Annotated in this window: 18 protein-coding genes, 3 pseudogenes and 1 riboswitch; of the genes and pseudogenes, 11 read left to right on the top strand and 10 right to left on the bottom strand. The window is 61.4% G+C overall.

Annotated features, from left to right (window positions below):
• Positions 1–21: 21 nt before the first annotated feature.
• Positions 22–103, top strand: a riboswitch (ZMP/ZTP riboswitch).
• Between the two features lie 386 nt (positions 104–489).
• From ACD578_RS29060 to ACD578_RS29030, 7 genes are all read left to right on the top strand, one after another.
• The gene (locus ACD578_RS29060) at positions 490–1,077 is read left to right on the top strand and encodes a thioredoxin family protein (protein ID WP_404294377.1); all 588 of its coding nucleotides are present in this window, start codon (positions 490–492) and stop codon (positions 1,075–1,077) included.
• A 76-nt stretch (positions 1,078–1,153) separates the two neighbouring features.
• Positions 1,154–2,776 (top strand): FAD-dependent oxidoreductase, encoded by a 1,623-nt coding sequence (locus ACD578_RS29055; RefSeq protein ID WP_404294374.1) that lies wholly within the window; start codon positions 1,154–1,156, stop codon positions 2,774–2,776.
• Positions 2,773–3,099 carry a 4Fe-4S binding protein gene (locus tag ACD578_RS29050; RefSeq protein ID WP_404294372.1) on the top strand — a complete coding sequence of 109 codons (327 nt, stop codon included), beginning with the start codon at positions 2,773–2,775 and terminating at the stop codon, positions 3,097–3,099. Before ACD578_RS29055 ends, ACD578_RS29050 begins: the two co-directional genes overlap by 4 nt.
• Positions 3,100–3,131: 32 nt before the next feature.
• Positions 3,132–3,968: an ABC transporter ATP-binding protein gene (locus tag ACD578_RS29045; RefSeq protein ID WP_404294369.1), complete on the top strand. Its 837-nt coding sequence runs from the start codon at positions 3,132–3,134 to the stop codon at positions 3,966–3,968.
• 20 nt (positions 3,969–3,988) lie between these two features.
• Positions 3,989–4,849 (top strand): ABC transporter permease, encoded by an 861-nt coding sequence (locus ACD578_RS29040; protein ID WP_404294366.1) that lies wholly within the window; start codon positions 3,989–3,991, stop codon positions 4,847–4,849.
• A 49-nt stretch (positions 4,850–4,898) separates the two neighbouring features.
• Positions 4,899–5,924 (top strand): aliphatic sulfonate ABC transporter substrate-binding protein, encoded by a 1,026-nt coding sequence (locus tag ACD578_RS29035; RefSeq protein WP_404294363.1) that lies wholly within the window; start codon positions 4,899–4,901, stop codon positions 5,922–5,924.
• A 742-nt stretch (positions 5,925–6,666) separates the two neighbouring features.
• Complete coding sequence (locus ACD578_RS29030) at positions 6,667–7,032, top strand: hypothetical protein (protein ID WP_404294360.1); 366 nt, start codon at positions 6,667–6,669, stop codon at positions 7,030–7,032.
• A gap of 170 nt (positions 7,033–7,202) precedes the next feature.
• Here the strand turns inward: ACD578_RS29030 and dapA are convergent, their stop codons facing one another.
• The 3 genes and pseudogenes from dapA to katG form a co-directional block, all read right to left on the bottom strand.
• Positions 7,203–8,102: a 4-hydroxy-tetrahydrodipicolinate synthase gene (dapA, locus tag ACD578_RS29025; protein ID WP_404294358.1), complete on the bottom strand. Its 900-nt coding sequence runs from the start codon at positions 8,100–8,102 to the stop codon at positions 7,203–7,205.
• Between the two features lie 341 nt (positions 8,103–8,443).
• Positions 8,444–9,799, bottom strand: coding sequence for an IS1380 family transposase (locus ACD578_RS29020; RefSeq protein WP_404294262.1), 1,356 nt, complete (start codon positions 9,797–9,799; stop codon positions 8,444–8,446).
• 904 nt (positions 9,800–10,703) lie between these two features.
• Positions 10,704–12,903, bottom strand: a pseudogene (gene katG, locus ACD578_RS29015) (catalase/peroxidase HPI).
• Positions 12,904–13,057: 154 nt separating this feature from the next.
• On the opposite strand from katG, the gene ACD578_RS29010 reads away from it, so the two are divergent.
• The 3 genes from ACD578_RS29010 to ACD578_RS29000 all read left to right on the top strand — a co-directional run bounded on the left by ACD578_RS29010 (position 13,058) and on the right by ACD578_RS29000 (position 16,450).
• The gene (locus tag ACD578_RS29010) at positions 13,058–14,299 is read left to right on the top strand and encodes an acyl-CoA dehydrogenase family protein (protein WP_404294356.1); all 1,242 of its coding nucleotides are present in this window, start codon (positions 13,058–13,060) and stop codon (positions 14,297–14,299) included.
• 103 nt (positions 14,300–14,402) lie between these two features.
• Entirely contained in the window at positions 14,403–15,500 is a 1,098-nt protein-coding gene (locus ACD578_RS29005) for an LLM class flavin-dependent oxidoreductase (protein ID WP_404294353.1), read from the top strand.
• A complete protein-coding gene (locus ACD578_RS29000) occupies positions 15,497–16,450 on the top strand; it encodes an amidohydrolase family protein (RefSeq protein WP_404294351.1) in 954 nt (317 codons plus the stop codon). Before ACD578_RS29005 ends, ACD578_RS29000 begins: the two co-directional genes overlap by 4 nt.
• Positions 16,451–16,521: 71 nt before the next feature.
• Here ACD578_RS29000 and ACD578_RS28995 read toward each other — a convergent pair whose 3' ends face one another.
• From ACD578_RS28995 to ACD578_RS28965, 7 genes and pseudogenes are all read right to left on the bottom strand, one after another.
• Positions 16,522–16,998, bottom strand: a complete 477-nt coding sequence (locus tag ACD578_RS28995; RefSeq protein WP_404294348.1) for an RrF2 family transcriptional regulator — start codon at positions 16,996–16,998, stop codon at positions 16,522–16,524.
• 70 nt (positions 16,999–17,068) lie between these two features.
• Entirely contained in the window at positions 17,069–17,686 is a 618-nt protein-coding gene (locus tag ACD578_RS28990) for an NAD(P)H-dependent oxidoreductase (protein ID WP_404294345.1), read from the bottom strand.
• 44 nt (positions 17,687–17,730) lie between these two features.
• Positions 17,731–18,788: pseudogene (locus ACD578_RS28985) on the bottom strand (aldo/keto reductase).
• A 19-nt stretch (positions 18,789–18,807) separates the two neighbouring features.
• Positions 18,808–19,758 (bottom strand): ABC transporter ATP-binding protein, encoded by a 951-nt coding sequence (locus ACD578_RS28980; RefSeq protein WP_404294344.1) that lies wholly within the window; start codon positions 19,756–19,758, stop codon positions 18,808–18,810.
• On the bottom strand, positions 19,736–20,731 hold the full coding sequence (locus ACD578_RS28975; RefSeq protein WP_404295520.1) for an ABC transporter ATP-binding protein: 996 nt from the start codon (positions 20,729–20,731) through the stop codon (positions 19,736–19,738). The genes ACD578_RS28980 and ACD578_RS28975 overlap by 23 nt, the downstream gene beginning before the upstream one ends.
• Positions 20,728–21,723: an ABC transporter permease gene (locus tag ACD578_RS28970; RefSeq protein WP_404294342.1), complete on the bottom strand. Its 996-nt coding sequence runs from the start codon at positions 21,721–21,723 to the stop codon at positions 20,728–20,730. The genes ACD578_RS28975 and ACD578_RS28970 overlap by 4 nt, the downstream gene beginning before the upstream one ends.
• Positions 21,720–22,707 (bottom strand): annotated as a pseudogene (locus ACD578_RS28965) (ABC transporter permease). The gene ACD578_RS28970 and the pseudogene ACD578_RS28965 overlap by 4 nt, the downstream one beginning before the upstream one ends.
• A gap of 289 nt (positions 22,708–22,996) precedes the next feature.
• On the opposite strand from ACD578_RS28965, the gene ACD578_RS28960 reads away from it, so the two are divergent.
• Positions 22,997–24,601 carry an ABC transporter substrate-binding protein gene (locus ACD578_RS28960; protein WP_404294341.1) on the top strand — a complete coding sequence of 535 codons (1,605 nt, stop codon included), beginning with the start codon at positions 22,997–22,999 and terminating at the stop codon, positions 24,599–24,601.
• Positions 24,602–24,622: the final 21 nt, after the last annotated feature.

Below are 24,622 nucleotides of genomic sequence, written 5' to 3'. Positions count from 1 at the left end.
CGATAGGATCAGCTCATCTTTGTGTGTTCACGTGACCGGCGAGGCAAGGTGGATCACCACCGGGGAGCGTGAACCGCAAGACGCTGCTCGCCTGGCACGCGACGTCGACATGGGGCCAACGTTAGACCCGGAGTGGCCTAGCCGCGCCGGGCAGTGGCGATGCAGCGTCAACCGCACGTCCCAAGGCGTGATGGACTTGGAAAACCCTCACTTCAGCGCGAGGAGGACGTCAACGGCCCTCGATTCGCGGATAGCTGGAGGCGGCTATCATTGATGACCAAGGAGTGAAGTCGGCTCAGCCGTAATGAGCCCCCTCCAGATGTGCTTGAATTTGGGAGAATGTTCTACCCGAGCGATGTTGACCCATCCGTATGTCCGCCATTAATCTACTTAAACTATAGACATATAGAATGATGCTTTGGGTGGGATGGCTCGGATCGAACGCGACGGCCTAAAAGCCCAACAGCAAGAGAAGAGAGGACATCAGCGATGCCAAAGACGGAAGCCAATCCCATCGAACTCGGGACACAAGCGGCGGACTTTCTGCTGCCGGATGCTCACGGTGCGCTTCACCGCCTAACAGATTTCGATACGAGGCCGGCGCTCCTCGTCACCTTCCTTTCGAACCGCTGCCCCTTCGTGCTGCTAATCCGCGAGCAACTCGCCGCTTTCGCACGCGAGTATGCCGACAAGGGCTTGCAGGTCGTAGCAGTAAACGCGAATGATCATGAGGCTCAACCCGAAGAGACCTTGGCCCGGATCGGCGAAGAGGTGGAGGCGCACGGCTACGTGTTTCCTTACCTCAAGGATGCCTCGCAAGAGACCGCAAAGGCTTATGGAGCTGCGTGTACGCCGGAATTCTTCCTCTTCGATGGAGACCGACGGCTCGTCTATCACGGCCAGTTCGATGACGCCCGCCCGGGCAACGGCAAGCCGGTCACAGGCGCGGATCTTCGTGCAGCAGCTGATGCAGCACTGAACGGCAAGAAGCCGGCCACGCCTCAGAATCCGTCTATCGGGTGCAACATCAAGTGGACGACTGGCAACGAACCCGAGTGGTTCTCCCACGCCGCGTGATCAGACCCAATGCGGGCGGCCGAGCTTAGGCCGCCTGTTCCGACACCGAAACTCCACGCCCATGCCGAGTGCCCACATGCCAACCTCAACAGACGCTCCGTCCAGTTCCGTTGAACTTCAGGCCGATGTCCTTGTGCTTGGCGGCGGACCTTCGGGTGCTTGGGCAGCTCTGTCGGCTGCAGAGGCTGGCGCAAAAGTCGTTCTGGCAGACAAGGGCTATCTCGGGACAAGCGGGGCGACAGCCCCGTCCAACACCGGGACCTGGTGCGTTCCACCCGGCGACAACCGTGCGGGCGTCGTCGAACGGCGCTGGCAGCGAACCGGGGAACTCGGCGACCAACGCTGGATGCTGCGCTGTGTGGACACGGCCTATCAGAACCTGCTCAAGCTCGCGGAATGGGGCTATCCCTTTCCAAGCGATGACGACGGCCGTCTCTACATCGCCAATCTCCGTGGGCCCGACTACATGCGCTTCATGCGCCGCCGCGTGGTCATGAGCGGCATCACGGTCCTGGACCACCATGCAGCACTCGAACTCCTGTCGAATGGCGAAGCGGTGGTGGGCGCTTCGGGAGTCGATCGCCAGCGCTATAGCGACTGGACAGTCCGCGCGAAGGCCATCGTGCTGGCGACCGGGGGCTGCGCCTTTCACGAACGGATTCTCGGCGCGACAGGCCTGACAGGCGACGGGTATTTGATGGCGGCCGAAGCCGGCGCGCGCCTCTCCGGAATGGAATTCACTGGGAAGTATACGCTCGCGCCATATGGCACATCGCTCAACAAGGGCCTGCCATATCGCTGGGCCTCGTTCTATCGCGAGGACGGCTCGCCGATCCTCGGACCTTCGGGCGAACCTTTGCGCAATGGCATCGGTGATCGCGAGGAGGAGATTGCCCGCGCTCTGATCGAAGGCCCGGTTTATGCCCGGCTCGACCAAGCCGAACCTGCCTTGCAGGACTGGCTCCGGCGCGGCCAACCCAACTGCTTCCTGCCCTATGATCGGGCCGGCATCGATCCTTTCACTCAGCTGTTTCGCGTCACGCTCCGCGCGGAGGGCACCGTGCGCGGAACAGGCGGCATCAACCTTGTATCAGACGATTGTGCGACGGGCGTTCCAGGACTTTACACGGCAGGGGATGCCGCCAGCCGCGAGAACATGACAGGCGCAGTATCTGGGGGCGGCGCGGTCAATTCCTCCTGGGCCTTGGCGAGCGGATGGTGGGCCGGCCAAGGGGCAGCCCGCCACGCCAAGCGACAAGGTGAGGCATCTTTTCGCCGTCATGCGGCACCTCTCGGGCAGGCCGGCCTTCGCCCCGCTGCGACATCGCGCGCCGACCTTACGCCAAGGGATGTCATTGAGGCTGTACGGAGGGAGGTCATACCCTTGGAAAAGAACTTCTTTCGCCAGGGCGATGTCCTGAAGGGAAGCCGCGATCGGATGCAGGCGATCTGGAACGACGTGCGTGATCATCTCCACGTCAAGGGTCATGACAGGCTTCGCACCCGCGAGGCCGCTGCGATATCCGCCGCAGCGCGTTGGTCGATTTCCGCCGCTCTTGTCCGGACCGAGAGCCGCGGCATGCACCGCCGCCTCGACTATCCGGAGCGTCAAGACACCCTGCGCCATCGCCTTTTGCTCACCGGAGCCGACGATGTCCGCATCAGCGCTCAGGAAAACCACGTGGGGCTCGCATCATGATCGAAGTCGTCTCGGAAAGCCGGTGCATCGCCTGCAATCTTTGCGTGAAGGCATGTCCTGCCAATGTGTTCGATGCCGTCAAGGATGGGATCCCCGTGATCGCGCACCAGAGCGACTGCCAGACCTGCTTCCTGTGCGAGATCTATTGCCCGACCGATGCGCTTTACGTCGCTCAGATAGCGGAAGAGCCCACTGGCATCACTGAAAGCGAAGTCGAGGCGAAAGGCCTGTTCGGCAGCTATGCCCGCGCCCTCGGCTGGGATCGAGGTCGGCCCGGCGGCTCGGAATTCGACCCGACGCACCGAATTCGTGTCGCCCAATAAGCCGCAGCATCATGGCTTGGACGGAGAACCGCATGAACCGCATTGCCGTCAGCAACATTAGAAAGACCTTTCAGCTCAAGCCGGGGCAGTTCGTCTCCGTCGACGGTAAAGAAACTGATCGCATCACGGTGATCGACGGCCTCGACCTTACAGTCCGGGCGGGCGAGTTCATGACGCTCGTCGGCCCGAGCGGCAGCGGCAAATCCGTCCTGCTCGATATCATCGGCGGATTGACCCAAGCCACCGGCGGCGCTGTCCACTTGGATGGAGAGCCGATCACACGGCCGGATCCAAAGACCGCCTATGTGTTCCAGCAATATGCGCTGCTTCCTTGGCGGACCGCTCTGTCGAACGTCGAGTATCCGCTGGAAGTGCGCGGCGTCCAAAAGGCCGAACGAACGGCGACAGCCAAGCACCTGCTCTCGCTATTTGGTCTTGCCAGCTTTGGCGACCGCTTTCCCAGCCAGTTGTCGGGCGGGATGCAGCAACGGGTCGCGATCGCCCGCGCCCTCGCGAGCGAGCCGGAAGTTCTTTTGATGGATGAGCCGTTTGCCGCGCTGGACGCCCAGACGCGGGAGATCCTCCAAGTTGAGCTCTTGCGGATTTGGGCCAAGATCAAGACCACCGTGATCTTCGTCACGCATTCCATCGACGAGGCGATCTTCCTGGCAGACCGGGTGGCCGTCATGACCGCTCGTCCGGCGAGGGTCAAGGAAATCATCGACATCGACCTGCCGCGGCCGCGAGACGGCGATATCCGCTCCAGCCTCGCTTTCAACGAACATCGGGCGCGGGTGTGGGAGGCGCTGCGCGATGAGGTTAACCGGGCCCAAAAGGATTGGGCTCTTTCTCCCGACTTCAACAACTGATGGAACGGGGTGCTTGCTTCATGGCCTACCTCATCGACAAACCGAGCGCTCTAAGCAGCTTTCGTCTTCCGGGCCGCGAGGGTGCGGCCGGCACGCCACGGCGTGCGAAAGCTGAGGGCGGCAGCCTTGCTTACGGCGTACCGCTGCTTCTGGCTTTCTTCCTTCTGTGGGAGATTGCTCCACGGCTCGGCTGGCTCAACCGGATCTTCTTTCCTCCCGTATCCGAGGTGATCCTGGCTTGGCGGAACATGATGGCGTCAGGCATCCTCGCCGAGCACATCGGCATGAGCCTTCAGCGGGCCGCGATAGGCTTCGGACTCGCGGTGCTGGTGGCCGTTCCTCTCGGCTTCCTAATGGGCCGCTACAGCATGTTCGAGAAGATTTCGGACTTGCTCGTGCAGACCCTGCGCAACACGTCGCAGTTCGCGCTTCTGCCAGTCTTCATTCTGCTGCTTGGAATCGGCGAGGCCTCGAAGATCGCCATCACTTTTTATTCGTCCGTGTTCTTCCTGCTCATCAACACGATCAGCGGCGTCAAATCGGTCGATCCGTTGCTCATCAAGGCCGCACGTTCCATGGGGACGTCCGAGCCCGGTCTGTTTCGGAAGGTCATCCTGCCGGCCAGCGTTCCATCCGTTGTCGCCGGGGCGCGACTGGCGGTGAAATCCTCCATTTTCGCAGTCATCGGAGCCGAGATGCTCGCCGCCAAGTCTGGTCTCGGCTACCTGATCCAGCAGTCACAGCTGATGATGGAAACTGCCGATATGTATGCGGGAATCCTCACTCTCACGGCTATCGGACTGATCGTCAACTACCTGCTCGTCTGGTTCGAGCGCTCCGTTACGGTCTGGATGAGTCGGAGCGACGGCTCGGATACCTGACACGTAAGCTGCTCGCAATCCATCGAAAATCACTGGAAGGATCCGCTCGATGTTGACTGTTCGTTTCTCTCCTCTGCGCCGATTTCTTTTCAAGGCCATCGCGGCAATTGCCATTACGGGTGCCGGCACCGGGTTAGCTTTCGCCCAGGCCAAACCGAAGATCCTGCGTATCGGCAGCACTGCACCAGGACACCTCAAGTTCATCCTGGCCCAGCAGGACAGGTGGCTGGACAAGGAATTTGCCAAGGACGGGATCAAGGTCGAATTGGTCACCTTCACGGGTGGCGGGTCAGAGGCCACTACAGCCCTGGCAACTGGTGCGATCGAGGTCGCCTATACTGGCAGCAACCCAGCTCTGCGGGTTGCCGCTTCGGGCGCGGACGTCATGCTGATCGGGCTCTCGAGCTTCGTCAGGTCGGGCGGATCCTGGATAGTGGTTAAGAAGGACTCGCCACCGAAGACCTTGGCGGATCTGAAGGGCAAGAAGGTTGCCTACTTAACGGGAACCGTGCGGCATTCAAACTTCAGCAAGGCGCTGAAAAGCATCGGTCTCACCGTGAGTGACGTCGAGGGCCTCAATCTTGCCTTCGAGGCTTCCGGCCCGGCACTACTGAGGGGAGACATCGATGCGATTGTTGAAAGCGACATCACCGCGGCGAAGCTGGTCGACAGTGGCGAGGCCCGCGTGCTCTATGACACCGGCACGCATCCGGAATGGAGCGTGCCAAACGTCATTTCCGTGAATGGCGCCTTTGCGCGGAAGTATCCTGACATCGTCACGCGCCTCCTGAAGGTCGACCTCGCCATCGCCGGCTGGGCTGATACCCATCCCGAGGAAACGATCAAGACCTTCGTGGACGCAACGAAATCCTCGGAAAAGACAGTACGTCAAACCTACAGGGACGGACCTTTCTATCAGGATCCGCGCCTCACCGACGAAGCGCTTGCCTCCCTGCGTGGGGAAGAGGCCTTCATGGCGAGCGCCGGCCTTCTGAAAGGAAAGGTCGATTATGACAAATGGGTCGACAAAAGTTTCGTGGAGGCTGCGTACAAACAGGCTGCTGCCTTCCAGTAGACATCGTCAGGGCTCAAGGGGCAAGGATCCCGCTAAAGTCGAGTCCTTTCTCTATAACGAGTCCGACCAAACTCGTTTTCACTCTGCGGGACATTCTATAAGTGATCTCGTCTATGGCCGCCGAGCCCGAGACGTGGCCGGGATCTGTCAAGACGTGTGACCGTCTTCGTTGCCGTCACCTTCTTTATGCAATGCCGTCACCTATCTTACCGAGGCAAGGCGGATGCTTGACTTCAACGTGAAGCGGCTCGCCTGTCACGCCAGCGTCTCGCATCTGAGGCGGGCAATGTTCAGCACGGCGTTCCGATCACGGTCGTGGAACGATCCGCAATTGCCGGCACCCTTGCGTGACCGCAAGATCTTCTCGACTTTGGAGGGCGCTGAGCGCACCGTATCCCAAACAGGTTTGCGTTGCGTAGGCATCATCTAACTCTGCAAAGGCAACTTCGGCGTGATCGCATTTGTACTCAAGGAAGTTGCACAGCGTGGACCAGCTCACATCCAGGATTGACTTGCCGGCGGCTGATGCGATCTGCCAGGGGATGAGATGTCGCGGACAAAGATGAATCCCGCGCAGTTGACCGAGACAGACTATGCTTGCTGCGAGCGCTGCGATAACGTAGTGGCGGAACGGAATGATACCGAAGTTCCGTCCTTCAAGTTGATCGAGCCGCTCAAGAAACAGAGTGAGGGTTAAGCACAAGCCGACTCTGCGGGGCCTCGTCTGACACAAGAGTTCTCCATGGCCAACCAACTCCCCGGCGTCCTCCAAGCAGAAATCGACATGGCTCGGAGAGCTCTTCATTCCTCCTGGAACGCCGTCAGTCGAGCCATGCAGGCCCGCAACCTCGGTGTGCACATCAACAACGTGCTCTCATGGGTGGTCGCCACCCCAAGCATTGAGGCAGCAGCATCGCAGGTGGGTGAAGAAGCCATGCGGTACTTCCAGGTGCTGGAGCGACAGCCCTCCGCCGCAAACCCGGCGCAGAAGGAAGAGGCTGCCAAAGCTCTCGCAGCCGCAGAAGCTGCCATTGCCATGCTGGCAGCCTCTCTCAGAGACGCTCAGCCGAGCGAGGAAGCCCGTATCCTTGGTACTGCCTGGACTTAGATCTCAGCCCGCCCTGCGCCTCCTCACTCCCTTGGAGAGCATGAGGTTTTGCGCAACATTTGATAGGCAGGCTGAGATCCGCAAGGGTGGTGGACCACAGCTGCCAATGTCTATTTGATCTGAAAGGATCCTCGTTCCACCGGCAGCTGCATAAGTCGCCCTACACTCTCTCATGATCCCCAACGTATCCTTGCCTGGTCAATTCTCGACGCCAGCTCAGCCGTGACAGGGACCATTGGCAGACGCATCTCAGGACTATCGATCAAGCCTGCACGCCAGAGCCAATGCTTAACCGGTCCGGGGCTCGGCTCGGCAAACAGCACGCGCGGCACATCCGCAAGAAGCTTCCAGTCTGTTAGCGCTCCGACGTGATCGCCAGAGAGCAGCTTGTTGCGGATCGCCGCGAACGCCGGCGTCTGCACATGAGCCGAGGCCGTAATGCCGCCATCGGCGCCATGAGCCAGGGCACTGTAGAACAGATGGTCTTCGCCGGTGAAAACTGCAAACTGCGCCGGCTTGTGACGCAAGAGGTCAAACGACTGCGCGGAATCGGCCGAGCAATCCTTGACGCCAACGACGTTGGTGCGCTCTGCTAATTGCAGCATTGTCTCATTGCAGAGATTGACGCCGGTGCGATACGGGATGTTGTAGAGGAGGATCGGCCTTTCGGTGCTGTCGGCCAGCGCCGAAAAATGGCTGAACAACCCCCGTTGTGAGGGCCTTGTGTAATAGGGACAAGCGATCAGGTAACCTGTGATATGCCACGATGCGGTACGCTCCAGCGCCTTGACGAGCTTGCGCGTATCGCTCCCACAAAGGCCAACATAGAGCGGGATGTGCTTTCCCGCGGCGCTGAGAGCCTCATTTGTGATCGACACCAGGCGCTTGGCCTCCTCGTCGTCGAGCGCCATGCCCTCTCCGGTGGTGGCACCCAGGATGAGGCCGTCGATTGGCTGCGCCGCGAAATGCGTCACAAGCCTGCGCAAGGAGCGCTCATCCAGCATGCCATCGCGAAAGGGAGTAATGAGTGGCAGCCAGAGGCCGCTCAAGACTGAAGGTGACGCTTCCATGAATTCCATCTCCTCAAGGCCGGAGACGGAGCGCGCGCAAGATCCCCGTCCAAACCGGCGGGGTCAATCTGATCGGAGTGCTTGCTATCTTCTGCGCGCAAAGACCAAAATGCCCCTAGTGCGGGGCTTTTTTCGCAATCGTAAGTTTGGCGCGGCGGTCGTTCATAGCCTATCGGTCACACACACTAGCCCACCCTATTCATGAGACATGTTGATGTCTTCCGTTCTGGACTGCGATCGCAGGGGCTCGTTGCGTCTGTTTCATCGCGATGAGGTCTGGAACATGGGGAACGCGTTGGCAGGAAATGGATGGGCTGATGGGGCGATCGTGGCCCCGCCGTTCATGGCGACGCCGTCCGCGGCCGAGGGGCGAGAGCCCAAACAAGACGGCCGAAGAGGTCGGCTTCGGGGCAGCAGGACGCGTAGGCCAAGCGGATGCGGCTCGCCGTTTCCTGCACCCGCACGGCGATCTTGAGCAGGCGAAGCCGTAGGGTCGCGAACTCGGCTTTGGCGAGATCGCGCGCAGCCGGGATGGCCTCCCGCACCGCCAGCATCAGCCAGTAGGCGGCCGTGTGCAGCACGAGCCGAACCTGGTTGGCCACCGCCCGGCGGCACGAGGTCCGGTCGGAAGCAAGTTGCGCTTTGTGGAACTTGATCCAGTTCTCCGCCTGGCCGCGGGCACAATACAGGCTCTCGTAGACCACCCGTGGGCTGGTTCCCCTGAGGTTGGTGACGACAAAGCGGATGTCGAGGCCCAGGCGGGTGGCCTCGATGCGGGCGACCACCCGGCGCTCGCACGTCCAGCTCCTGGCTTGGTGCTTCGTCTCGGCAAAGCCACGAACAACCTCGCAGTCTTCCACCGCCCTTTGAGTGCGCACCGCATCCGCCACGTCCTGAACTTTGGCGGTGAGCGGCTTCGTGCCAGCCAGCCCGAACAGATAGCTGAGGCCGTTCTGCTCGCAGAAGTCCATGACTTCGGGACGGGCATAGTGACTGTCACCCCGGATGGTGATGCGTGTCGTCGGCCAACGGGTGCGGATGCGCCGCACCAGCCGGCGCAGATGAGCCCGCACCTCCAGGCCCGAAGGTGTTTTGCCGGGCCGCAGCACGATGGCAACAGGACGGCCGGTGGCGCTGTCGTAGACATGGATCGGCAGAAAGCAGCGCTCGTCATAGTGGGCGTTGAACAGCGAGAGCTGCTGGTGCCCATGCACCACGTCGCAGGTGTCGTCGACGTCCAGCACGACCCCATCCGGCACGGTGGCATAGCTTTCCATCCACTGATCCACCAGAGCATAGGTCAACCGGATGGCATCGCGGATCGTCGGAGCGTTCTCCAGGCGCGAGAGGGTCGGCTGCGAGGCGAGGTCGGCTCCGCTCTCCGGCAAGTGCCCGCAGGCGAGCTTGAACGCCGGATCGGAGCGCAGCGGGCCGAAGTCGTTGCAGTCCTCATAGCCGCACGCGATGGCGAAGATGCGGGCGCGGATCATGTCTGGGATCACGTGCGTCACGCGGCCTGGATCTCGGCGATCGGGGATGAAGCGCGCCAGCCGCTCGGCGATTCCAAGCCGGCGCTCGGCCTGGGCCAGGAGCATGACGCCGCCGTCCGACGACAAGCGCCCGCCGTCGAAAGCAGCGGTGATCTTCTTGCGGGACACGGCTGGAAACGGGAACGTCGCAGTTGTATCGTCCTGCATGGCGGGTGTGGCAGCCTTGAAGGGGTGGCAGGGGTTAGTCTCAGCAACCAAATCCTACGCTGCTTCAAGTGCTTAAGCTACACCCGCCAGCCTTCTCCAGCCACCTCGTGCATAAGAGCGGCTAGACATTTTGTCAAGTTAGGAGAGGCGGGCGTCGATCGTTGGCGCACCGACGATGCAGGCCTCTTGGATTATGTATCGCGACAGGGACATTGTCATTTACTGATGGGGTGCACAACATCTGGTCTGCGGTTGTCGCCGCATCATCGCTTTGACCAGCCAGGAGAATGGGAAGCGAGCACGGACCGGATTCTATCAATGCTCAAGTGCCCCCGGCCGCTTCCAGTTCACGGTCATCACCCACACACCCCTGCACGCGACGAACTTGCCGCTCGATTGTGGCTGGCAGGCCTGTGGCTGATGATGCAATCGGACAAGGGTATCCCGTTAACCCGGTCGGCCGGCGCGCTCGGCGTGAGCCGGCCGACGGCTTGGCGCATGGGCCATGTTCTCCGCCCGATGATCGGGCGCGAGCGGGCCGTCGATGGCGTGGTCGAGATTGACTGCCTCTGTGGGCGGCAAGCCGCGAGAGAACCAGAACCATTCTCCAACAGGCCGTAGACGCAAAGGTGAGCCAAAGCCCTGGAAACACCGGTGCTTGCGGCCATGCGACGGCCGCCGGATGTGAGCGTCGGCGCGCTATCTGGTGAGGTTCAGGCCGCGGCTCTGCTCCACGATTGCTTCAGGCTCCGCCTCATGGCGACGCCCTGCGCTCCGCCCACCCTTCGCTGGCGTCAGGCAGGGTAGAAGACTTCCAGGTCCAGGCCGTCGTTCATACACTTCTCATATGAGAACCGGCCGGGGAAAATCCCCGGCCGGTTGCAATTAGCTTATGCAGATGTGGTTATGCGGCAGCCTGCCGGGATGAGGCAAGATCGAACCGATCCGCGTTCATCACCTTGGTCCACGCAGCAACAAAGTCCCGCACGAACTTGTCCTGCGAGTCGATGCAGGCATAGACCTCCGCAAGCGCGCGGAGCTGCGAGTGCGCCCCGAAGATCAGGTCGACACGCGTCGCCCTCCACTTCAGCTCGTTGGTGTTGCGGTCGCGTCCTTCGTACGAGCCGTCGGCGACCGGATGCCACTGCGTCTTCATGGTGAGCAGATTGACGAAGAAGTCGTTCGTCAAGACACCGGGCCTGTCGGTAAGGACACCATGCTCGGACCCTCCGGCGTTCGCTCCGAGAACGCGCAGACCACCGAGAAGCACCCGTCATCTCCGGTGCCGTCAGCGTCAGCAATTGCGCTTGGTCCACCAGAGCCTCCTCGGGCAGCATGAACTGCTCGCCGCTGAGATAGTTGCGGAAGCCGTCGGCACGCGGCTCGAGGGGAGCGAAGGACTCGATATCGGTCTGCTCCTGCGACGCATCCATGCGTCCCGGCGTGAAGGGCACCTTCACGTCGGTGCCCGCATCCTTCGCAGCCTTCTCGATCGTCGCCGAGCCGGCGAGAACGATAAGATCGGCAAGCGAGATCTTTTTGCCACCAGACTGGACCTTGTTGAAGTCCTGCTGGATCGTCTCGAGGACACCCAGGACGTTGGCGAGCTGTTTGGGCTCGTTAACCTCCCAGTCCTTCTGGGGGCTGAGGCGGATGCGGGCGCCGTTGGCGCCACCGCGCTTATCGGAGCCGCGGAAGGTCGAGGCCGACGCCCACGCCGTCGAGACCAGCTCGGGCACCGACAGGCCCGAGGCGAGGATTTTTGTCTTCAGACCCTCGGCGTCCTTGTCATCGATGAGCGGATGATCGACAGCCGGGATCGGATCCTGCCAGATCAGCGTTTCCTTTGGCACGAGCGGGCCGAGATAGCGCACGATCGGGCCCATGTCACGGTGCGTGAGCTTGAACCAGGCGCGGGCGAACGCATCCGCGAAGTGCTCCGGGTTCTCATAGAAGCGCCGCGAGATTGTCTCGTAGGCCGGGTCGAACCGCAGCGACAGGTCCGTGGTCAGCATGGTCGGCACATGCTTCTTGGACGTGTCGTGTGCATCCGGAACCGAGGGCTCGGCGTCTTTTGCCTTCCACTGCCAGGCTCCGGCCGGGCTCTTGGTCAGCTCCCACTCGTACTGGAACAGGTTGTCGAAGAAGTGATTGCTCCACCGCGTCGGCGTCTGCGACCAGGTGACTTCCGGGCCGCCGGTAATGGCGTCGGCGCCGAAGCCGGTGCCATGTCCGCTCTTCCAGCCAAGACCCTGATCCTCGATGGCCGCGCCTTCCGGGTCCGGACCGACCAGCGAGGGATCGCCGGCGCCATGGGTCTTGCCGAAGGTGTGGCCGCCGGCGATCAGCGCGACGGTCTCCTCGTCGTTCATCGCCATGCGGGAGAAGGTTTCGCGGATGTCCTTGGCCGCCGCGACCGGGTCCGGCTTGCCGTTCGGCCCTTCCGGATTGACGTAGATCAGGCCCATCTGCACCGCGGCGAGCGGATGTTGGAGCTGGCGCTCGCCGCTGTAGCGTTCGTCCCCCAACCACGTTCCCTCGGGACCCCAGTAGAGTTCTTCGGGCTCCCACACGTCGGCGCGTCCGCCGGCGAAGCCAAACGTCTTGAAGCCCATCGACTCGAGCGCCACGTTGCCGGCGAGAACCATTAGATCGGCCCAGGAAATCTTCCGGCCATACTTCTGCTTGACCGGCCACAGCAGCCGGCGCGCCTTGTCGAGGTTGGCGTTGTCCGGCCAGCTGTTGAGCGGCGCGAAACGCTGCTGGCCGGCCCCGGCGCCGCCCCGGCCGTCGGTGGTGCGGTAGGTCCCCGCGCTGTGCCACGCTATGCGGATCATCAGCCCGCCGTAATGGCCGAAGTCGGCGGGCCACCACTCCTGCGAGTCCGTGATCACCGCATGCAGGTCCTTGATGACGGCGTTCAGGTCGAGGCTCGTGAATTCCCTCGCGTAATCGAACTCCTGACCCATCGGATCGGACAGCGGGGAGTTCCGATGGAGCACCTGAATGTCAAGGTGGCTCGGCCACCACTCGCGGCTCGTTCGCCCCCGGCGGCCGCTGAACGGGCATTCGCCCGCGTTCCTGTCGTCGGCTTTCGTGTCCATCTTTCTCTCCAATTCCGTGGCGGCAGCTTTCGTCGCTCGTGCTTCCTACAGAAACCGCTCTAATGCCAGATTAAAACAAACTATACTAATTTAATAGACTAACTTGACTAATGCACGCGAACCTCTAGTTTCGAGGTGTGTAAGGTGTCATCCCATGAGCCCGTCATCTCTTGCGACAAGGCCCGATTTCGCCGTGAAACCCCGCTCGACGCTCGCCGAGTTGCGCGGGCGTGTTCAACCGCTAGCGGATCAGATCGCTGCCGGAGCGGCGCAGCGCGATCTTGACCGAGAGCTGCCTTTCGCCGCATTCGCGGCCTTCAAGGCCTCTGGCCTCGGCGCTCTTCGGATTCCGGTGCATCTCGGTGGTCCGGGCGGATCTGTTGCTGATCTGATCGAGGTGATCACGGTCCTTGGAGAAGCCGACTCCAATGTCGCCCACGCTCTTCGTTCGCATTTCAACTTCACTGAGAGCCTGATCCTCAAACCTGATGCGCCTCGCGTCCTCCGACATCTTGAAGACGTGATTGACGGCAAGCTCTTCGGCGGCGCCCATACGGAACAAGGTACGAAACGGCCTGGTGATATCAACACCCGCCTTACGCGCACTGACAGGGGCCTGCGCCTGAACGGTCGCAAGTGGTACGCCACGGGCACCGCTTTCGCGGACATTGCTTCCTTCAGTGCGAAAACCGAGGACGATGAACTCGTCACTGCCCTGCTTCCTGTCGACCGTAAAGGCATCACCATTCTGGACGACTGGGATGGCATGGGCCAGAGGCTGACGGCCTCAGGTGGCGTTCTGCTCGAGGACGTCGAAGTTTTTGATCACGAGTTGGTCCCGCGTGCTCTGAATGGACTTGTTGGACGGCACTGCTCGACTCTGCGCCAGCTCCATCTGGCAGCAGCTGCAGGCGGGGCGGTCCGAGCCGTGCTCCGCGAAGGCCTTGATTATGTGCGGAAGCAGGCCCGCTCTGCGGCTCATAGCCCGGCCGAGACGGCCAGGGAGGATCATTTCGTCCAAAAAGTCGTCGGTGAAATTGCCTCGCGCTCCTTCACCATCGATGCGCTTCTTGCAGAAAGCGCACGCGCCCTCGACCGCAGCGCAGCGACGTTCGCCGATGGCGACCCGCACGAGCTGGAAGACGCACTGATCAAGAGCTCCCTTTCGACCGCCCGCACACAGGTGATCGTAGCGGAACTCGCCTTGAAGGCGGCCGAGCAAATGTTTGAGCTCGGCGGCGGGTCAGCCACATCGCGCAAGTACAATTTCGACCGGCACTGGCGAAACATCCGAACGGTGCTCAATCACAATCCGCTGCTGCACAAGGCTCGGGTCATCGGGGACTTTTTCCTGAACGGTACGACAGCCCACCTAGAGGAGGGCAAGGTCTTCTGACGTGTTTTGTCCTTGAAGGCTCCTCTCGCACGAGTGTGCCGCACGCTTCGCTCTCATCGCCGCTGCCCATGAGCTCGGCGCCATCGTCCGGAGGAACTTCTCAATGCCATCCGAATTCATCGGCCATACGTCAAACCGCGAAGGTTCTGACATCATTCCACCATCAGGGCCGGTCATCGATAAAGCGTATATCCAGCGTCATGTTCGCGCGGCCGAGGATGCCGGTATCGACCGCCTCCTCATCGGCCAGTTCGCTCAATGGCCCGACAATAACCAAATCGCCGCCTACGTGTTCTCTCAGACCGAGCGTATCGGGGCGCTCCTTGCCCATCGCCCCGGCCTGATGCAGCCTACATTGGGCGCTCGGCAACTGGCGACCCTCGATCAGTTTTCCGGCGGCCGCCTCTGGGTTCACATCATCACGGGCGGATCTGATCTCGACCAAGCGCGTGACGGCGACTTTCTGACCCATGACGAGCGCTATGAGCGCACAGATGAGTATCTCACTGTCCTACGCAAGGTCTGGGAGAGCGAGGAGCCTTTCGATCATGAAGGACGTTTCTACAAGTTCAGGGGTGCTTTCAGCCAGGTCAAGCCCTTCCAAAGGCCCCGGATACCGATCTCCTTTGGAGGCTCGTCCGACGCCGCGATCGCAGTGGCTGGCAAGCATGCCGATATCTATGCACTCTGGGGCGAACCGCTCGATGGCGCGAAGGAGACGATTCAGAAGGTCAAGGCGGCGGCGATCGCCAATGGCCGTCAAGCCAGCGACGTGAGCTTCACCCTGGCGTTCAGGACCATCGTTGCAGATACAGAAGCGAAGGCCTGGGGGAAGGCGGCCGAGATCCTGGAGAAGGTCAAAGCACAAGTCGGCCGGGCCGGAGGCAATGGTGAGCGGCTCCCAACCAATGTCGGCTCAGTGCGCCTGCGCGAAGCTGCAACCCGCGGCAAGGTGCTCGACAAAAGGCTCTGGACCGAAGTCGCCGAAGCGAGTGGTGCCGGCGGAAATTCCACTGCGCTTGTGGGGACGCCCGAGCAGGTCGCCGAAGCGATCCTCGACTACTATGACATCGGCATATCCAATTTTCTCGTCCGCGGCTTCTATCCCACCGCCGACACCGTCACCTATGGCCGCGACGTCGTTCCTCTCGTCAAGGCTGGTATCGATCAACGTGAAGCCCGAAAGGTAGCTGCCGCATGACGACTACGCTCGACATCGTCGACATCCACACTCACCTGTGGCCACCAGCCTGGGGACCCGGCGGCCGATACGATAAGAAGACGTACGGCTTCTCTCCGGAGATCCACAGCAAGATCATCAATCCGGACGCGCTGGTGGAGGAATTTTCCGCTGCCGGCGTCAACCTTGCGGTCGTCACCACCACGATCGAGAGTCTTTTTGGCCCAGAGGGTCCCGTCGATCTCGATCTCTTGCCCGGTGTGAATGACTGGCTTGCCCAACTGGCTGCAAGAAACCCGTCCCTGGCGGCCTTCGCAGTCACCGATGCCTTTGCCGGCGAGGCTGGGGCCCGCGAAGCCGAACGAGCCATCGCCGAGCTCGGATTGTCCGGGCTGGTGATCGACTCGTCACGAGCCGGCAAGTTCTTGGCCGATCCTGCGGTACGGCCTACATTGGATGTCGCCGCTCGCCATCGAGTCCCCGTTTTCGTCCACCCGATTGCGCACCCGAACGCAGACGTTCTAGTCGCCGGTGCAGGAGCTTGGGGGAACTCGCTCGGCCGCGGGCTGATGAATGGTATCGCGTTTCTCTCGGTGCTTGGCGCCGGCCTGCTTGATGAACTGCCGGACCTGCACCTTATCTTCGCAACGCTCGGTCTTGGGGGAATCGTGCAGGCCGCGCGGGGCGGCAGCTTCGGGCGTGATGCCTGGCGTCAGGCATCACGCCCGAACATCTATTTCGACACGATGGGCGATGATCCGCGCATCGTTCGCACCTTGGTCAATTTCTTCGGTGCCGACCGGGTGCTCGCCGGCACGGACTGGCCGATCCTTGCCGCACTGTCGCAAGAAAAGCTGGCAAGGAGTCTTTCTGAGGCCGGCTTGACGGACACGGAACAGAGGCTGGTGGCAGGCGGGAACGCCCGGCGGCTCCTCGCCCTGCGCCATGCGAGAGACGCTGCGGCGGCATAAGACATCCTTGAGAGAGGCTCCGATAGGGACGGGGATGAAGCGCCCTCAAGCAGTTCGTCAGCCGGCGTCACCTACGGGCGCCGGCGGCGACCCGCCGCCTCGTTAAGCTGACGCAGCTCCAGCGGAAGCACTTGCTCGTCTGAGTCGCGCAATTGTGCCAGAGTCGTATGATCGAGCACTTCGGCAATGGCGTTGCGAACTCTCAACATGATGTGGCGCACTTGGCAGGTGATCACGTCGCAGTCGTCGCACGGGTGGTAGCGCGTATGGCTTGCACACGGAATAGGAGCGAGCGGGCCGTCCAGGACCCGAACGATTGAGCCCACCTTGATCTCCTCAGGGGGCCTGGCGAGACGATAGCCGCCACTCTTGCCTTTCCGGCTTTGCACGATCCCGGCATTCCGAAGGTCCCCAAGGATCGCGTCGAGAAACTTCTTGGGGATGTTGTTGGCCTTGGCCAAGTCTGGCACCTGCACCAGTTCGCCGGTTGGGATCTCAGCGAGGTGGATAAGGGCCTTGAGGCCGTATTTTCCCTTGGCGGTCAGCATTGTAAAAGAAAATCTCGGGCAAGAGCTTTGCCCGAGATATAATTTCTATAAAGATAATATACAAGAAGCCTCAAGAGACCGCATGCACGGCGTGGAGACGGTCAAGCCGATCCTGTCGCCCCGCGAGAAGTTCCGAGGGGCGCCGGGCCTCCAGGAGGGCGGCCAACTGCAGCGCCGCCGTCTCGACCCTTTCGATGACGCCCGGATCCACCAAACGCCCGTCAAGGAACTCGTGATCAGAGGCGTAGATAGCCGTCGACACCACCTGAGAGGAGAAGAACCCGAATAGAGGCCTGAGCTGATGCTCGACAATAAGCGCGTGCCGATGCCCGCCACCCGTCGCACCGATCAACACAGGTAGGTTTGCAAGCGCTTCCTGGTCGACGAAGTCGAACAGATGCTTGAACAGGCCGGTATACGATCCCTTATAGACCGGAGTGATGGCGATCAGGGCATCGGCCCGCTCGACAGCCTCGACGATTACAGAGGCCTCGGCTGATAGCTGGTGGCGGTTGAACGCCGCTCCGAGCCCTGGCCTTGCATCGGCAACGTCGAAACAGTCGATGCGGGCATCGATATGGTTCGCGACAGCGCGTCCGATAGTTTCTGCCAGCGTGCGGGATTTGGACGGCCGCCGGGTCGATCCAGTGAAGGCGACGATGCGGGGCTTAGCAATGGACGAAGTCATGGCTTGTATCTCCGAGTGCCGCCTCGGCGGCCATTATGGGGTGATCAGGCGACAGCCCGCACGAGAGGCGTCGTACGCAGGGCCGACGAATCTGAATGGCGAGGCACACGACCTTCGACAGGGTGGCTGGGATCGTTGAACCCATGGGTGGAGGCATGGCCGGTGGTGACAAGCCTATCGACCAGTGCTTCGTCCTCGGCGTCGAGCTTGATATCGAGCGCCCTGACGTAATTGTCCCAATGCGCTTCCGTGCGAGGGCCCGCAATGGCAGCCGTGACCAACTGGTTATTCAGCACCCAGGCAAGCGCGAAATGCGCTGCCGAGATGCCTTTTCCTTCGGCATGGGCTGCGACCTCCTGCGCAATGGCGATGGATTACGGCCGCCATTCGGTCTCCAGGATGCGCTTGTCGCCCCGTCCCGCACGCGTATCGCTCGCCGGTTGTTGACACGGGACGTATTTGCCTGTCAGCACGCCCCGTGCGAGCGGCGAGTAGGATACGACGCCCAGTCCATAATGATGCGCCGCCGGCAACTGCTCCGCCTCCGCCGTGCGGTTCACGATATTGTAGAGCGGCTGGCTGGCAACCGGCCTGTCGATTCCCAGCTGATCGGCAATATGCGCCACCTCGGCGATGCGCCAGCCCCGGAAGTTTGAGACACCAAAGTACCTGAGCTTGCCCGCACGGATCAGATCCGCAATCGCTCTCACCGGTTCCTCAAGGGGAGCATCGAACGCGGCGCGGTGGAAATAGAGGATGTCGATATAGTCGGTGCCCAGCCTGCGCAGTGAATTCTCCACCGTCTCGATCACCCACTTGCGCGAATGGCCTCCCAGGTTGGGGCCCTTTTTGTGGGAATTGACGAACTTGGTGGCCAGCACCCAGTGACCTCGGTGCGCCTTGATGCCCTGGCCCACCACATTTTCACTGGCACCATCCCCATAGACATCGGCCGTGTCGATGAAGTTGGTGCCCTGATCTCGCGCCTTGTCGATGATGCGGAACGCTTCCGGATCAGGCGTTTGCTGCCGAACATCATTGTTCCAAGGGCGAGCGGTGAAACCTTGAGGGCCGAGCGGCCGAGATAACGATAGTCAACCATGAAGTCTAATCTCCGTTCTTCAGTGCCCCATCGCCAGTTCGGCATAATGGCAGGCAACTTGGTGGTCGGGCCCGACAGGCCGGAAACGGGGCTCATCCGAGCGGCACAGGTCTGTGGCGAGCGGGCAGCGCGGGTGGAATCGGCAGCCCGTCGGCAGGCTCGACGGGTTCGGCAAGTCGCCGCTGATTGCGGGCGCCTGTTTGCGCCGCGAGGGATCAGGCACCGCATCCATCAGGGCGCGGGTGTAGGGATGCCGCGGGCGCGCCCAGAGTTCAGCATTGCCGGCACTTTCGACAATCCGGCCCAGATACATCACCAGGACGCGGTCGGCGAAGTAACGCACCACCGAAAGGTCGTGGCTGATGAACAGGTAGGACAGCCCGAAATCCTTCTTCATGCTGACGAGAAGATTGAGGATCTGCGCCTGGATCGAGAGGTCCAGGGCTGATACGGGCTCATCACAAACGATGAGTTCGGGGTTCAGGATCAAAGCCCGCGCAATACCAATGCGCTGGCGCTGGCCGCCCGAGAACTCATGCGGGTAACGTTCGAGCGCGTCGCGCGGCAGACCCACCCGGCCGGTCATTTCCTCGACCCGCCGGGACCACTCTTCCTTTCGGCCGATGCCGTGCACCTTCAACGGCACGGTGAGAATGTCCCGGATCGTATGCCGCGGATTCAGGCTCGCGAAGGGATCCTGAAAGATCATCTGGATGCTCCGGCGGGCCTCTTTCAATGTCCTGCCATCCAGGCGGGAGATATCCTGTCCCTTGAAGAGGATCGTGCCGTTGGCGGGCCGGAGCAGCCGGAGCAGCGTTTTGCCCAGGCTCGATTTGCCGCAGCCTGATTCTCCGACGAGAGCCACGGTGTCGCCTGCGTCGACCTCGAGCGAGACTTTGTCGACGGCGCGCACCACCGTGGCACCGGATCCATAGTATGTCGAGAGGTCAGAGACCGACAGCAATGCCACGGGCGTGCTCCAGGTGCGCGAGAGTAATGGGGCAGGCCACAAGCCGGCCATCGGCGGTGGAGTGCAGCGTCGGTTCAGCCTGGCCGCAGATGGCACGCGCCTCACGGCAGCGGGGACGGAAGGGACAGCCTGGTTCCCCGGCAGCCGAGACGATAGATCCGGGAATTTCCAGGAGCGGACCCTGGCGATAATGGTAATCCGCCTTGAGGCGCGGAGAGGCGGCGAGGAGGCCGCGGGTGTAAGGATGCAGGGGATCCTCGAACAGATGCCCAGGGAGCGCTTCCTCCACCTTTCGGCCCGCATACATGACCACGACCCTGTCGGCCCATTGGGCAACGACACCCAAATCATGGGTGATCAGGATCAAGGCCATGTCGAGATCACGACGCAGCCGGTCCAGCAACTCGAGAATCTGGGCTTGGATCGTCACGTCCAGTGCCGTGGTCGGCTCGTCGGCGATGAGAAGCTTCGGCCCGCATGCAACGGCGATCGCGATCATCACCCGTTGCCGCATGCCGCCGGAAAGCTGGTGGGGGAAATTGTCGATCCGTTTAGCCGGATCGGGGATGCGAACGAGGTCGAGCAGTTCAATGGCCCGCGCCCGAGCTGCCCTGCTGCCAAGCCTCTGGTGTATGCGCAGGACCTCCGAGATCTGATTGCCGATCGAAACGACCGGATTCAGGCTCGTCATGGGCTCCTGAAAGATCATGGCGATGTCCCGACCACGCACCGCGCGCATCTTGGACAGCGGCAGCTGGAGCAACTCCCGCCCTTGGAAGCGCATCGCTCCCGACGGCTGTGCGTTGCGCGGCAGGAGACGCATCAAGGCCAAAGCCGTCAGTGACTTGCCGGAACCGGACTCGCCAACGATCGCCACCGTCTCACCCGCTTCGACCGTGAAGCTCAGGGATCGCACGGGTTGCGCATGCGAAAAGCCGATCGAGAGGTTCTCGACCTCAAGGAGTGGCATCAGCGATCCTCCGAAAAACGAGGATTGAGCGCGTCGTTGAGTGCATCCCCGATGAGGTTCAGGGCCAATACGGTCAGGACGATGGCAAGGCCCGGCAGAGCCGTGAGGTACCAGGCAGTGCGGATCAGTTCGCGCCCAGCTCCGATCATCGAGCCCCAGGAGACCACGTTCGGGTCGCCGAGTCCCATGAAGGATATGGCCGATTCCATCAGGATCGCCGATGCCACCATCACCGAGGATGTGACGATCAACGGCGGAAGGGCGTTCGGAAGGATCTCGCGCAAGATGATCCGCGCATGTCCGTATCCGAGACTGCGCGCCGCCATCACATAATCCTTCTCGCGGATCGAGCGAAACTCGGCGCGGGCAAGACGCGCAATCGTCGGCCAGCTGACCAGTGCGATGGCAACGGTCACGGTCAGCATCGAAGGCTGGACGATTGCGACGAGGACAACCAGCAGGACGAAGTTCGGCAGGGTTTGGAAGAGTTCAATGAAACGCACCAGCACGTCGTCGATCCAACCGCCAAAATAGCCAGCAGTCGCACCGACGGCGCCGCCAAAGCTCAAGCCCAGGGCAGTGGCCGACAGACCAATGAAAAGGGACACGCGCGCTCCATGGACGATCCCGGCGAGCACGTCGCGGCCCATCGAGTCCGTCCCCAAGGGGTAAGCAGGGACCTGGCCGGGCCACAGGAACGGCCTTGCCACCATCGCCAACGGATCTCCGGGAAACAGCAGTGGCGCCACGAACCCTGTCATCGCCACCAGGACGAGGAAGGCCAGTCCAAAGAGTGCATTGGGATTCGACAGAAAGCGGCGCAGCTCCCGGCGTCCGGCCCGTACCGGAACCGACGCTGCCGGAACTGACTTTGCATCAGGAGCCCAGACATTCCGCCACTGGGGCTCGGGTGCCGGTGCCTTTGCAGGCTGGCGCTCAGGTGCCGTGGCACTTTTGACCTCAATGCACACGCTAGCAGCCTCGATAGCCATCATGTCACTCCAATTCGTGGATCAAGCCAGGCATGCAGCACGTCCACTGCGGCGTTGGCGGCGACGACGAGCAACGACGACAGCAGGAGAATGCCGAGCAGCACGGTGAAGTCGCGTGCCATGACCGCCTCAAAGGCGAGGCGGCCAAGCCCGGGCCAGCTGTAGACCGTCTCCACCACGACGGCTCCACCCAGCATGCCGCCGATGTGCATGCCCGCGAGCGTGGTGATCGGAATGAGTGCGTTGCGGAGCACGTGCCGAACCGTGACGGCGAAGGGCGATACACCTTTGGCCTCGGCCGTTCGCACGAAATCCTGTGATTTCACCTCCAGCATGGCGGCGCGTGGTCAGCCGTGCATAGATGGCGACATAAAACAGCGCGAGTGAGATCGCCGGGAGAATCATGTAGCGAGCCTGATCGACGACCGCATCAAGACCGAACTTCGCCCCGCCAATGCTCTCGGAGCCGCCGCTCGGCAACCACCCCAGCTTCACCGAGAAAAGGACGATCAGCATCAAGCCGATCCAGAAGCCCGGAATCGAGTAAAAGAGCAGCGACACGACGGAGATCAGCCGGTCGGGCAGCCGTCCCGCAAAGATCGACATCAGCGATCCCAAGGCCAATCCGGTTACAACGGCGGTCAGGAGCGCAGCAGCCATCAAGGCGAGCGTTCCAGGAAGGCGCTGACCGATCAAATCGGCGACGGGCACACCGTAGCGAGGCGAAAAGCCGAGGCTGAAGTGCGCGAGGTTGTTGAGGTAGCGGACGAGTTGCAGAAGCACTGGAGCATCCAGTCCGAAGCGCTCGCGCATCATCGCCATGGTTTCGACTGTCGCAGAGCCCGCCTCTGCCGCCATGACATCGGCAGCATCGCCAGGAGCAAGCTGCAGAAGAAAGAAATTGATGATCACGACACCAGCGACAGACGGCACGGCTCGCACGAGGATGCGGCGCAGTGTCCTTCCAATTCGGAATAGCCCGCTCATCGGCAGTAGGATCTCCTAGTTGCATCCGCGAAGTGGTGTCCTTATCTGCAAGTAAGTTGACTATTATTATAGACTTTGTCAAATTCCCTTGGCAAAATCTTCTCTATGGTGCCTCACTGAGCGGACATACCAGGACGAGTGACGCGATAAGGGGCGACTTGCGAGAAACATTTTCTACATTGCTGCCTCTTGGCGATAATCGGCTTCCAATCGCTGGCAGGCAGTCAACCCCGTCAACCATGGCAGTCGAGGCGAATCTTGCCTTGCCACCACCCCTGGAGACATCACAATGGCATCCATCATTAAACCGACCCGTCGCGGATTCCTCGGGATGTCGGCAGCATTGCTGGGAACAACGGCGAATCCCGGCTCATATGCTTGGGCGGCTCCAAAGCGAGGGGGCACAGCGGTCTTCCTGCTTTCTGCAGAACCTCCGGTGCTGACCACAATCGCACATACCGCCTACAACTCCGTCTTCGTATCGGCTAAAGTCACGGAGGGTCTTCTCACGTATGATTTTAACCTCAACCCGAAGCCTCTGCTGGCGACCGATTGGGCAATCAGCGAAGATGGACTGACGTACACGTTCAAGCTGAGGGAGAATGTGAAATGGCACGACGGCCGGCCTTTCACATCCGCGGACGTCGCTTACTCGATCCAAACCATCAAGGAAGTGCATCCACGTGGCCGCAACACTTTCCTCAATCTGATTGAGGTACAGACGCCCGATCCGCTGACGGCAGTCTTCAGGCTGTCGAAACCTGCGCCCTATTTGATTACGGCCCTTGCGGCGCAGGAGACGCCGATCGTGCCGAAGCACCTCTACGAAGGCACGAAGGCTGCAGAGAACCCGGTCAGTCTTGCTCCGGTCGGGACAGGCCCCTTCAGATTCAAGGAATGGGTCCGCGGCAGCCATATCGTATACGAACGCAACCCCGATTATTGGGATCAGCCGAAACCCTACCTAGACCGCCTGGTAGTCCGGTTCATTCCCGATCCTGCGGCTCGCGCCATCGCGATCGAAACAGGAGAGATCGATGTGGCGCCGTCAACGCCGATCCCGTTGCACGAGTTGTCGCGATTCGAGCAACTGCCCCATATCGGCTTCGACCCGCGCGGGTATCAGTACCAGAACGGGATAACACGCATCGAGTTCAACCTCGAGAAGCCGTTCTTCCAGGACCTCAGAGTACGTCAGGCTTTCGCCCATACCATCGACCGGACCGTCATTCGCGACACAGTGAACTACGGGTACGGAGCGGCAATTGCCGGACCGATCAATCCCAATCTCGCGAAATGGTATGTGCCAGACCTGAAGACGTACGCCACCGACGCCAAGAAGGCGGAGGCCCTTCTGGACGAGGCGGGATATCGGCGCGGCGCGGACGGCATCCGCATCAAGCTCTTTCACGACTACGTGCCATCGACGGATTCATCGAAGCGCAGCGCGGAGTATGTGCGCCAGGCACTCGCCAAGATCGGCGTCGACGTCACCGTAAGAACCCAGGACTTCGCGACCTACACCAAGCGCATCTACACCGACAGGAGCTTCGACTTCGCGTTCGAGGGAATGAGCAACCTGTTTGATCCCACCGTTGGCGTGCAGCGGCTATTCTGGAGCAAGAATTTCAAACCGGGCGTGCCATTCTCCAACGGCTCGAAATACAGCAACCCGAAGGTGGACGAACTGCTGGAGGCCGCAGCTATCGAGCTCGACGACGCCAAGCGCGTCCAGCAATGGACAGCCATTCAACGGCAGATCGTCGAAGACCTGCCGGAGATTGGGATCGGTACGTCGCCCGACACGACAATCTTCAACAAACGCATCGCGAACCACACGACAGGCGCTGAGGGAACCGGCGGCTCGCTCGCGGACGCCTACATCGTCGCCTGACAAACCGCGGCCGTGGCACGA

Origin of the sequence: Microvirga sp. RSM25, assembly GCF_044784385.1 — a bacterium.
In the GTDB taxonomy this organism is placed as follows: domain Bacteria; phylum Pseudomonadota; class Alphaproteobacteria; order Rhizobiales; family Beijerinckiaceae; genus Microvirga; species Microvirga tunisiensis.
The sequence above is the reverse complement of the archived record's forward strand: the minus strand, read 5'-3'. Positions and strand labels throughout refer to the sequence as shown.